Annotated in this window: 11 protein-coding genes and 1 pseudogene; 4 read left to right on the forward strand and 8 right to left on the reverse strand. The window is 58.8% G+C overall.

Annotation, left to right across the window (positions count from 1 at the left end; translation table 11 throughout):
• Positions 1–659: adenosylmethionine decarboxylase (gene speD, locus ACIOUG_RS25575; RefSeq protein ID WP_401069756.1), on the forward strand; the 659-nt coding region annotated here is incomplete at its 5' end.
• A 116-nt stretch (positions 660–775) separates the two neighbouring features.
• On the opposite strand, the gene coq7 is transcribed toward speD, so the two are convergent.
• From coq7 to hemJ, 6 genes are all read right to left on the reverse strand, one after another.
• Positions 776–1,423, reverse strand: a complete 648-nt coding sequence (gene coq7, locus ACIOUG_RS25580) for a 2-polyprenyl-3-methyl-6-methoxy-1,4-benzoquinone monooxygenase (protein WP_027610738.1) — start codon at positions 1,421–1,423, stop codon at positions 776–778.
• Positions 1,424–1,624: 201 nt separating this feature from the next.
• Positions 1,625–1,963: a histidine triad nucleotide-binding protein gene (locus tag ACIOUG_RS25585; RefSeq protein ID WP_003228789.1), complete on the reverse strand. Its 339-nt coding sequence runs from the start codon at positions 1,961–1,963 to the stop codon at positions 1,625–1,627.
• Between the two features lie 80 nt (positions 1,964–2,043).
• Positions 2,044–2,832 carry an SDR family NAD(P)-dependent oxidoreductase gene (locus ACIOUG_RS25590; RefSeq protein WP_401069759.1) on the reverse strand — a complete coding sequence of 263 codons (789 nt, stop codon included), beginning with the start codon at positions 2,830–2,832 and terminating at the stop codon, positions 2,044–2,046.
• A gap of 61 nt (positions 2,833–2,893) precedes the next feature.
• On the reverse strand, positions 2,894–3,841 hold the full coding sequence (locus ACIOUG_RS25595; RefSeq protein WP_401069761.1) for a DUF805 domain-containing protein: 948 nt from the start codon (positions 3,839–3,841) through the stop codon (positions 2,894–2,896).
• Positions 3,842–3,920: 79 nt separating this feature from the next.
• Positions 3,921–4,889, reverse strand: coding sequence for an NAD(P)H-dependent flavin oxidoreductase (locus ACIOUG_RS25600; protein WP_401069764.1), 969 nt, complete (start codon positions 4,887–4,889; stop codon positions 3,921–3,923).
• A 35-nt stretch (positions 4,890–4,924) separates the two neighbouring features.
• A complete protein-coding gene (hemJ, locus tag ACIOUG_RS25605) occupies positions 4,925–5,353 on the reverse strand; it encodes a protoporphyrinogen oxidase HemJ (RefSeq protein WP_285419354.1) in 429 nt (142 codons plus the stop codon).
• Positions 5,354–5,488: 135 nt separating this feature from the next.
• Between hemJ and argC the strand changes: the two genes are divergently transcribed.
• Both argC and erpA read left to right on the forward strand, forming a co-directional pair.
• On the forward strand, positions 5,489–6,523 hold the full coding sequence (argC, locus tag ACIOUG_RS25610; RefSeq protein ID WP_047296942.1) for an N-acetyl-gamma-glutamyl-phosphate reductase: 1,035 nt from the start codon (positions 5,489–5,491) through the stop codon (positions 6,521–6,523).
• 168 nt (positions 6,524–6,691) lie between these two features.
• Positions 6,692–7,041 (forward strand): annotated as a pseudogene (erpA, locus tag ACIOUG_RS25615) (iron-sulfur cluster insertion protein ErpA).
• 76 nt (positions 7,042–7,117) lie between these two features.
• On the opposite strand, the gene ACIOUG_RS25620 reads toward erpA, so the two are convergent.
• Together ACIOUG_RS25620 and ACIOUG_RS25625 are read right to left on the reverse strand one after the other, a co-directional pair.
• Positions 7,118–8,209: an anhydro-N-acetylmuramic acid kinase gene (locus ACIOUG_RS25620; RefSeq protein ID WP_401069767.1), complete on the reverse strand. Its 1,092-nt coding sequence runs from the start codon at positions 8,207–8,209 to the stop codon at positions 7,118–7,120.
• A gap of 3 nt (positions 8,210–8,212) precedes the next feature.
• On the reverse strand, positions 8,213–9,637 hold the full coding sequence (locus ACIOUG_RS25625) for a peptidoglycan DD-metalloendopeptidase family protein (RefSeq protein WP_401069770.1): 1,425 nt from the start codon (positions 9,635–9,637) through the stop codon (positions 8,213–8,215).
• A gap of 212 nt (positions 9,638–9,849) precedes the next feature.
• Between ACIOUG_RS25625 and tyrS the strand changes: the two genes are divergently transcribed.
• Complete coding sequence (tyrS, locus tag ACIOUG_RS25630) at positions 9,850–11,049, forward strand: tyrosine--tRNA ligase (RefSeq protein WP_401069773.1); 1,200 nt, start codon at positions 9,850–9,852, stop codon at positions 11,047–11,049.
• The last annotated feature ends 207 nt before the right edge of the window (positions 11,050–11,256 follow it).

Genomic DNA, 11,256 nt, shown 5'->3' on the forward strand with positions numbered 1-11,256 from the left:
CCGATCGCCTGTCGCAGATCCTCACGGATGTTGTCGTAATCATTGGTGCCAACATTCTGAACATCGCGAGTCAGAATTATGAGCCTCAGGGTGCCAGCGTCACGATTCTGATCTCGGAAGAGCCGGTGACCCCGACTGACAGCCAGATCGAAGAGTCCCCGGGTCCATTGCCCGAAATCATCCTTGCCCACCTCGACAAGAGTCACATCACGGTGCATACCTATCCGGAAATCCATCCGGACGCCGGTATCGCGACGTTCCGTGTGGACATCGACGTGTCGACCTGTGGTGTCATTTCACCGCTCAAAGCGCTCAACTTCCTCATTCACCAGTTCGATTCGGACATCGTGACTGTGGACTACCGTGTGCGCGGCTTCACCCGTGACGTTGAAGGCAACAAGCACTTCATCGACCACGAGATCAACTCGATCCAGAACTACCTCTCCGAAGACACCCGCGACGCGTACCAGATGACCGACGTGAACGTGTATCAGGAAAACCTGTTCCACACCAAAATGCTGCTGAAGAACTTCGAACTGGATAACTACCTGTTCGGCGACGCCACCAGCAACCTGTCTTCCGAGCAGCGTGCTCAGGTGACCGAGCGTGTGAAACACGAAATGCTGGAAATCTTCTACGCGCGCAACATGCCGACGTAAGATTCCCGGACACAAAAAAAGGCGACTACTTTACGGTAGTCGCCTTTTTTATTACCGAAACAGACTCTGTGGGAGCGAGCCTGCTCGCGAAGGGGCCCTCAGCAGCAATACCGATCTCAGATCCGATAAGTACTCTTGGTCATCACCTTCGCCAACAGACTCATCCCGAACTTCACCGGCGCCGGAAAGCGGAAACCACCCGCATCCAGTGCACTTTCCGCATGATGTTCTTCATCAATGCGCATCTGTTCCAGAATCGCCCGGGACTTCTCGTCCTCGGCCGGCAATTGCTCAAGGTGCTCGTTCAAGTGCTTGCACACCTGATGCTCGGTGGCTGCGACGAAACCGAGGCTGACCTTGTCACTGATCAGGCCGGCCACAGCGCCGATGCCGAACGACATCCCGTAGAACAACGGATTGAGCACGCTGGTATGGCTACCCAGTTGATGGATGCGCTGTTCGCACCACACCAGATGATCGATTTCTTCTTCGGCGGCATGTTCCATGGCGGCACGCACCTGCGGCAACTTGGCGGTCAGCGCCTGCCCTTGGTATAGCGCCTGGGCGCAGACTTCACCGGTGTGGTTGATGCGCATCAGGCCGGCGACATGGCGGGTGTCCTCGTCGCTCATCTGCACATCCGGTTGCACGATGGCTGGCGACGGGCGGTAGGGCTGGCCGCTGAAGGGCAGCAGGGTACGCATCGCGGCATCGGCTTGCAGCAGAAGACGGTCAATCGGCGAGTAGTGACGTTGGGTAGTCATGCTGACCTCCGGGAAAAATCTCGGCCGTCAGTTTAACCGAATCGGCCGGGGAAGGTTTGCGCTGGGTCATTTGCCGCTGTGTTGCGCTTGATTTGCTGTATGTAGGAGCTGCCGAAGGCTGCGATCTTTTGATCTTGTTTTTTCAGGATCAAGATCAAAAGATCGCAGCCTTCGGCAGCTCCTACACGGGTTTGCTGGGTATCAGCCCGGCGGCCAGTTCATCTGGCGCTGACCGAGTACGTGCATATGAATGTGATAGACGGTCTGCCCACCCTTTTCATTGCAGTTCATCACCACCCGGAAGCCTTCCTCGCAGCCCAGCTCCAGTGCCAGACGCTGGGCAGTGAACAGGATGTGCCCGGCAAGTGCCTTGTCGTCTTCAGTCAGGTCGTTGAGGGTACGCACCGGTTTCTTCGGGATCACCAGAAAATGCACCGGTGCCTGAGGGGCGATGTCGTGGAACGCCAGAACCTGGTCGTCCTCGTAAATGATCTTGGCCGGGATCTCCCGGTTGATGATCTTGGTGAACAGAGTATCCACTGCTGTTTTCTCCGTTGTGTGGGCTGGCCTGAGTGTACGCATGGGGAATGCCCCCGCCCAGTGTTTTGCCGTAGGACAGTTCAGCGCGGGCAGTAAGCCTTGTTGACCATGCCGACGATGGTGCGATTGAGCCAGCGCGAGCCGAGGCGTGGCAGGAAGGCGAACCAGCGATTGCGCCTCCCGGGAATGATGATGGCGCGGTTTTTCTCCAGCGCGCGCACGGTGTACAGCGCGACTTCCTCCGGACTCATCAGCAGTTTGCTGTCCTTGAGTTTGTCGCTGTTGAGCTGCGCAGTGCGGAAAAATGCGGTGCGGGTCGGGCCGGGGCAGAGCACCGAGACCTTGACCGCGCTCTGCTTCAGTTCAACCCGCAGCGCTTCGGAGAAGTGCAATACGTAAGCCTTGCTGGCGTAGTAAGTGCTCATCCACGGGCCGGGATTGAACGCCGCCACCGAGGCGACGTTGAGGATCTGCCCACCGCCCTGCAGCGCCATGCTGTTGCCAATGGCGTGACACAGACGGGTGAGGGCGAGGATGTTGACCTCGATCAGATCCTGCTCGGTCATCCAGTCCTGGGCGAGGAACGGGCCGCAGGTACCGATGCCGGCGCAATTGACCAGCAGGTCGATCTGCCGGTCGCCTTCTTCCAGTTCCAGCAGGAACCCGGACAAGCGCAATGGCTCGCCCAGGTCGCAGGCGCGGAACAACACCTCCACGCCAAAGCGCTGGGTCAGTTCGATCGCGATACTTTCCAGCTGATCACGCTGGCGGGCCACCAGAATCAGGCTGCGGCCGCGCCGGGCCAACGCTTCGGCCAGGGCCAGGCCGATGCCGCTGGAGGCGCCAGTGATCAGAGCGTAACGGGTCATGCAATTCTCCATCGCAACAGCTCCGCGCCAGCGACGCAGGTGTCACGGCGGGGAGCGTTGTTCATTCTTTCGCAGAGTCTACAGGGGCCGGGGGCGCTTCGGCTGCATCGTCCACGGAATTCGCCGGTTCAGTCTCGACCTCGACTTCATCAGTGGTGACCGAGCCGCTTTCGTAGCTGCTCTCAAGGTTGCTTTCGTATTCCTGTTGAATCGCCGAGATACCGCCGAGCATGCCGCCGGCAAATACCAGGGCGAAGAACACGATCCACAACGAGCACAGCACTTTGACCGCGGTGCTGTTGGGCGGCGGCGGCGGGCCGTAGCGGTTGGCCCCGGTGTTGCCCGGTACGACCATGATCACCAGCGGGAAGAAGCTGCCCACGAACGGCACCAGGTTCAGCAGCCAGAGCCAGCCGGACCAGCCGATGTCGTGCAGGCGCTGCACGCTGAACAGAATGCTGACAATGATGAAACCGAGGAACAGAAAGAACGCGAATATCCCGCCGATGATCAGACCGGTGGTGGAGTCGCCACTGACCAGTCCGAGCGCGAGCAAAGCGAATATTCCAACGATCGGCAGGGTTACCAGGCTCAGTACCATCGTCCAGGCCAGAAACCGCAGGCGACCGATTCGGCCCTCGACACTGAACGGCTTGAGTTCAGCAAAGGCCGGCAAGTTCTCGCCAACGCTGGCGCGCGGTGGTGCGTAGGGCGAGGCAGGCTCGGCAATGGCGGGCTGATGTTCGTGCACGTCAGCCAGGTTCAGCTCGATTGCCGTTTCCGCCTCGATCCGCGCGTCGATCCCGGTTTTGCTCAGTGCCTGCAGATAAGTCTGCGCATCACTCTGGGTCAAGTCGCGCTTGAGGGCGACGGTGCTGCCGTTGAACAGGCGCTCGATGGCAGCGACATCGCTGTTGAACAGGGCCGCCAGATTGAGCTTGGCGCTGGTGAGGTCGACACCGGGTTGTAGAGCACCGTCGAAAACGATCTTGTAACGGGGTTCGCTCATGGCCGAGGCATCCTTGTCGCGAATGAATTTAAGGTCAGCAAGTGTAAGGCCAGTCGGTGGATGACTGGCCTGCTTTTTCTCAGCGTGGCCAGCGTTTCGGCAATTGCGCAGCGTGTTCCAGCGCCTGACGATATTCCGTGTCGAGCCGGGCGATCAACTGATCCACGCTCGGCAGGTCGTCAATCTGGCCCACACCCTGGCCCGCGGACCATACGGTCTTCCAGGCTTTGGCTTCGTCGTTGATCGGTTTGAGCTTGTCACCGAAATTGACTTCGCCCTTGCCTTGCAGCGCGGCCATGTCGAAACCCGCCGCCTCCAGGCTTTGGCGCATGAAGCTGGCCGGTACTCCGGAGACTGCAGGAGTATGAATGATGTCCGCCGCTTTGGCTGTCAGCAGCATGTCCTTGTAGGCGTCAGGCGCATGACTTTCGGTGGTGCCGATAAATCGCGTACCAAAGTAGGCCAAATCCGCGCCGAGCAGCTGTGCGGCCAGGATCTCATGGCCATGGTTCAGACATCCTGCAAGCAGCAGGGTTTTATCGAAGAACTCGCGGATCTCGGCGATCAGCGCAAACGGACTCCAGGTACCGGCATGGCCCCCGGCGCCCGCCGCAACGGCGATCAAACCGTCGACTCCGGCTTCGGCAGCTTTCTCGGCATGCCGGCGCGTGGTCACATCGTGGAACACCAGACCGCCGTAGCTGTGCACGGCATCCACCAGTTCCTTCACCGCACCGAGGCTGGTGATGACAATCGGCACCTTGTGTTCGACGCAGATGTCCAAGTCCGCCTGCAGGCGCGGATTGCTGTTGTGCACGATCAGGTTCACTGCATACGGCGCCGGGTTGTCCAGCGTCGCCAGGCCCGCTTCAATCTGCTCCAGCCAGGCCTTGAAGCCGCTGCTTTCACGCTGGTTCAGCGCCGGGAAGCTGCCGACCACGCCGTTACGGCAGCAGGCGAGGACCAGCTCCGGGTTGGATATCAGGAACATCGGCGCTGCCACTACCGGCAGACGCAGACGTTGTTCGAGCAGAGCGGGCAGCGACATTGGAAATCCCCCGAGGTGTGATGCCTGTATAGAAGTTAGAACGGCTTGACCACGACCAGAATTACGATAGCCAGCAATATCAGAACCGGCACTTCATTGAACCAGCGATAAAAGACATGGCTGCGGGTGTTCTCGCCACGGGCGAAGCGTTTTACCTGCGCACCGCACATGTGGTGGTAGCCGATCAGCAAGACCACCAGGGTCAGCTTGGCGTGAATCCAGCCGCCCATGCTGAAGATGCCCGGATTGAGGTAGATCAGCCAGCCGCCGAAGATCAGCGTGGCGATCATCGCCGGGCCCATGATGCCGCGATACAGCTTGCGCTCCATGATGCTGAAGCGGTCCTTGCTGATCGCGTCTTCACTTTGCGCGTGATAAACGAACAGCCGCGGCAAGTAGAACAGCCCGGCAAACCAGCAGACGACGCTGACGATATGAAACGCTTTGATCCACAGATAGAGCATTTTTAGTTATTCCCAGGTTCACGGTAGCCGGGATAGTAGAGGCTTGAGCGTCCGCACGTCACCTTGATGGTTGTCGCAGGGGCGCGCGGCCCCTATTATCGACGGCTTTCCAGTGGGTTCGTTGAGGGCAGGTTTATGGTCAAGGTCGGTATCGTCGGCGGCACGGGTTACACCGGTGTCGAACTGCTGCGTCTGTTGGCACAGCATCCGCAGGCAGAAGTGGTGGTGATCACTTCCCGATCCGAGGCCGGTCTGGCCGTGGCTGACATGTACCCGAACCTGCGCGGTCACTACGACGGTCTGGCGTTCAGCGTGCCTGACATCAAAACCCTGGGTGCTTGCGATGTGGTGTTTTTCGCCACGCCGCACGGCGTTGCCCATGCGTTGGCCGGTGAACTGCTGGCGGCGGGCACCAAGGTCATCGACCTGTCCGCGGACTTCCGTTTGCAAGACGCTGAAGAGTGGGCCAAATGGTACGGCCAGCCGCACGGCGCGCCTGAGTTGCTGGACGAAGCGGTTTACGGCCTGCCAGAAGTCAATCGTGAGCAGATCAAGAAAGCGCGCCTGATCGCCGTGCCGGGTTGCTATCCAACCGCCACACAATTGGGTTTCCTGCCGCTGCTTGAAGCGGGGCTGGCTGACACTTCGCGTCTGATCGCCGACTGCAAATCCGGCGTCAGCGGTGCTGGTCGCGGTGCTTCTGTAGGCTCGCTGTATTCCGAGACGTCGGAAAGCATGAAGGCTTATGCGGTGAAAGGTCACCGTCATCTGCCGGAAATTCGCCAGGGCCTGCGTCGCGCTGCCGGTAAGGACGTCGGTCTGACGTTCGTGCCGCACCTGACGCCGATGATTCGTGGCATTCACTCCACGCTTTACGCGACCGTGGTTGATCGTTCGGTGGATCTGCAAGCGCTGTTTGAAAAGCGTTATGCCAACGAGCCGTTCGTCGATGTGATGCCGGCCGGCAGCCATCCGGAAACCCGCAGCGTGCGCGGCGCCAACGTCTGCCGCATAGCTGTTCACCGTCCGCAGGATGGTGATCTGGTGGTGGTGCTGTCGGTGATCGACAACCTGGTCAAAGGCGCGTCGGGTCAGGCGGTGCAGAACATGAACATCCTGTTCGGGCTGGATGAGCGCTTCGGGCTGTCCCACGCCGGCATGCTGCCGTAACACTTTCGGCAATACAGCAAAAAGGCCCGTCAAACGGGCCTTTTTGCATTCTGGGCAGTTGGTCGGGTTTATTGATATACCGTAACAATAGTTGACCGATTTTCTAGGACAAGCGGATAATGCGCGTCATCACGCATTATGGCGGCGTAACGCCGGGAGATAGTCAGCATGAGCGTCGAATCCTTCACCCCCACGGCTTTGCAATTCCCCAAGGTGCTGCGCACAAGGTGAAGAGCCTGGTCGATGAAGAGGGGAATGATCGCTTGAAGCTGCGCGTATTCGTTACGGGCGGCGGTTGTTCGGGGTTTCAGTACGGCTTCACCTTCGATGAGGATGTGGCCGAGGACGACACCATCGTCGAGCGCGAAGGCGTGAGTCTGGTGGTCGATCCGATGAGTTTCCAGTACTTGGCGGGTGCCGAAGTGGACTACCAGGAAGGTCTGGAAGGTTCGCGCTTCGTGATCAAGAACCCGAACGCCACCACAACCTGTGGTTGCGGTTCTTCGTTTTCGATCTGATCGCACCTCGTCTGCACACAACAAAACGCCGCAGAGCCTTACGGTTCTGCGGCGTTTTTTGTTGTCGGCGTTTTGTTCAGTTGGGGTAGATGGCGCCGAGTACCCGCAGGCCTCTGGCGCCGGTGACGCTCGGGCGATTGGCGGCAATGCCCTCGAGGCAGCAATGGGCCAGCCAGGCGAAGGCCATGGCCTCGACCCAGTCCGGATCGACGCCGTGAGTGGCGGTGCTGGCGACGGTAGCGTTCGGCAGCAGGTCGGCAAGACGCTTCATCAGCGTAGCGTTGTGAGCGCCGCCGCCGCAGACCAGCATTTCCCGGGTATCGGTTTGAGCGCTTTGCAGCGATTCGACGATGGTCAGGGCCGTCAGTTCGAGTAGCGTTGCCTGCACGTTTTCAGCCGCAAAGGGCGGCAGCTTTGCGAGATGGTGTTCCAGCCAAGGCAGGTTGAATACTTCCCGGCCAGTGCTCTTCGGGCCTTTGGTCACGAAGAACGGGTCGCCGAGCAAAGCTTTCAGCAAGACTGGCTCAACTGTGCCGGTGGCTGCCCACTGGCCGTTGCGATCATAGTTCTCGCCGCGTTGCTGATGAATCCAGGCATCCATCAGCACATTCCCAGGGCCGCAGTCGAAACCGGCTACAGGCCTGGTCGGCTCTATCAGACTGAGATTGCTGAAACCGCCGACATTCAAGACTGCACGGTTACCGTTACGCTCTTCGAACAACGCTTCATGGAAGGCTGGCACCAGCGGCGCACCCTGGCCACCGGCCGCAACATCGCGGCTGCGGAAGTCACTGACCACGGTGATGCCGGTCAGCTCGGTCAGTAGCGCCGGGTTACCAATCTGCACGGTGAAGCCGCGAGCGGGCTCATGGCGAATGGTCTGGCCGTGGCTGCCGATGGCGCGAATGGCTTCAGGCTTGAGTTGCTGCTGATCGAGGAGGGTATGAATGCCCTGTGCGGCGAGGTTTACCCAGTGCTGCTGGGCGAGCGCCGAGCGGGCGATCTCGTCGGGGCCGCTGGCGCACAAGCCAAGCAGCTCGGCGCGCAGGGATTCGGGCATGGGGATGTAGTGCGTGGCGACCAGCCTGATCGCCGAGGTCTGCTCGATCAGGGCGATGTCCAGCCCGTCGAGACTGGTGCCGGACATCACGCCGATATACAGAGCCATGGCTTAGCGCTTGCTCGAAGCCAACATGGTGGCCTTCTCTTGGTCCATGCGCGCCATCAACGGCTGGCTCTGCGCAAGGAAGCGTGCGCGCTCGGACTTGGCGATCGGATCCGCCATCGGCAGCTTCTGGCCCAGCGGGTCGACGTGAACGCCGTTGACCTGGAACTCATAGTGCAAGTGCGGTCCAGTGGACAGGCCCGTGGTACCGATATAGCCGATCACTTGGCCCTGCTTGACGCTGCCACCGGTTTTCACGCCTTTGGCGAAGCCCTGCATGTGACCGTAGAGCGTACGGTAGGTGTTGCCGTGTTGAATGATCACCGTGTTGCCGTAGCCGCCGCGGCGACCGGCCAGCAGCACTTTGCCGTCGCCGGCAGCCTTGATTGGTGTGCCGCGTGGTGCGGCGTAATCGACGCCTTTGTGGGCGCGGATCTTGTTGAGGATCGGGTGTTTGCGGCCCATGGAAAACTTGGAGCTGATGCGGGCGAAGTCCACCGGGGTACGGATGAACGCCTTGCGCATGCTGTTGCCATCGGCGGTGTAATAGCTGCTGTTGCCTTGTTTGTTGGTGTAACGCACGGCGGTGTAGGTCTTGCCGCGGTTGGTGAAGCGCGCAGACAGGATCGGGCCGGTGCCCACGGCTTTGCCGTTGACTACTTTCTGCTCGTAGATCACGTCGAATTCGTCGCCCTGGCGGATGTCCTGAGCGAAGTCGACGTCGTAGCCGAAGACGCTGGCCATATCCATGGTCAGGCTGTGGGACAAGCCGGCGCGCGCGGCGGATTGTGACAGAGAGCTATTGATCACACCGTGAACGTAAGCCGTGCGAACGGTAGGTTTGGCGGTTACCCGGCTGAACGCGTAGCCCTTGTCATTCTTGGTCAGGGTGATGGTTTCAACGTCGCTGACCTTGCTGTGCAGGCTGGTCAGTTGACCTTGCGGGTTCAATTCGAACTCGAGCTTCTGGCCGTGCTTGAGCTGGCTGAACTGTTTGGCTTGTTTGTCGCTGGCCAGGACTTCATGCACGGCAGCGGCTGGCAGACCGACTTTCTCGAACAATGTAGAGAGCGTATCGCCCTTGGAGACAACGACTTCACGGTGTCCCGGGGCTTTTGGCTTATCGGCAACCGGTGCTGGCGCAGGTTCGGCTTCCGCGGTTTTCGGGGTGTCTTCGGTACTGTTTTCGATCTGGGCGAAAGGTGAGGCTACTGGCTCATTTGTGGCTTGAACCGCGTCAGCAGCGTCTTGATCTTGTGTCAGTTGTTCAGCAGGACTTTCCAGTTCAAGGCTCAGGGTCGTCTTTTTGGCTTCAACATCACTGGAAGGGAATACCAGGAGCGCCAGGCTGAGAAGGGCGGCGATTCCACTTGCGGCGAGCAGGTGGGTCTTCGGGTAAAGCGGTGGCGCTTTAGACGGTTCAGTGGTCATAAGTAGTTTTGACTTTGAAAAAAGATGAATTGGAAAAGATGAATGACATGATGAAGATGAAATAACTGTATAAAATATAACCAAATCATCCCCGAAGCAAGTCTACAGACAGCCTGCCTGTAGATTGGTGTCCGTGCGCCGGGCAAAACTTGTAATTGGTGCACGATCTTGTATGGTTGGTTCCCTTTGAATCTGAGCCTTGCGGGTCTGTTATGAAGTCGGTTGAAGAGCAGCTAGCGCTGATTAAACGTGGTGCGGAAGAACTATTGGTCGAGTCCGAGCTGATCGAGAAGCTCAAGCGCGGCCAGCCGCTGCGTATCAAGGCTGGTTTCGATCCAACCGCCCCGGATCTGCATTTGGGTCACACCGTGCTTATTAATAAGCTGCGCCAGTTCCAGGAACTAGGGCATCAGGTGATCTTCCTTATTGGTGATTTCACCGGGATGATCGGTGATCCAAGTGGCAAGAGTGCCACCCGTCCACCTTTGACTCGCGAGCAGGTCCTGGAAAATGCCGAGACCTATAAGTCTCAGGTATTCAAGATTCTCGATCCGGCGAAAACCGAAGTTGCGTTCAACTCCACCTGGATGGATCAGATGGGTCCGGCGGACTTCATTCGTCTGACTTCGCAGTACACCGTCGCACGTATGCTCGAGCGTGATGACTTCGACAAGCGTTACACCACCAATCAGCCGATCGCTATTCACGAGTTCCTCTATCCGCTGGTTCAGGGTTATGACTCGGTTGCCCTGCGCGCGGATGTCGAGTTGGGTGGTACCGATCAGAAGTTCAACTTGCTGATGGGGCGTGAGCTGCAGCGTGGTTATGGTCAGGAAGCTCAGTGCATTCTGACCATGCCGTTGCTCGAAGGCCTGGATGGCGTGAAGAAGATGTCCAAGTCGTTGGGCAACTACGTCGGCATCCAGGAAGCGCCGGGTGTGATGTATGGCAAGCTGGTTTCGATTCCGGATGCGCTGATGTGGCGTTACTTTGAGCTGCTCAGCTTCCGTTCGATGGATGAGATCAATGACTTCCGGGCAGATGTTGAGGCTGGGGCTAACCCTCGCGACATCAAGATCAAACTGGCAGAGGAGATTGTCGCTCGCTTCCATGGTGAAGAGGCTGCCGCCAATGCTCATCGCGCGGCGGGTAACCGTATGAAGGATGGCGAACTGCCGGATGATCTGCCGGAGATCGAGCTGGCCTCTGCTGAGAATATGCCGATTGCAGCCGTCCTTAATAAAGCGGGCCTGGTGAAGAACTCGGCGGCGGCGCGTGACCTTTTGGCTTCCGGCGGTGTGCGTGTGGATGGTGAAGTGGTTGATCGCTCCTTTATATATGTACTGGGCGCGACCCATGTCTGCCAGGCCGGCAAGAAGGCATTTGCACGTATTACGCTGAAATATGAATAAAGTTGGGAATAGGGGTTGACGGCGAATTTTAGATGTCTATAATTCGCCCCACTTCCGGCGCAGTCGAAACGGAAAACTCCTTGAGATTCAATGAGTTACACGGTTTTCGACAGCGGGTTGCTTCAGTTCATCGAAGCCTGGAAGGAGTTGAAAGGGCGGTGATGTTTGGCTCTTTTAACGGTTCGATCTTCTCGGTCGAAAGCGGAG

The sequence above is a fragment of the Pseudomonas sp. NPDC087803 genome (assembly GCF_044742995.1).
Taxonomy (GTDB): Bacteria; Pseudomonadota; Gammaproteobacteria; order Pseudomonadales; family Pseudomonadaceae; genus Aquipseudomonas.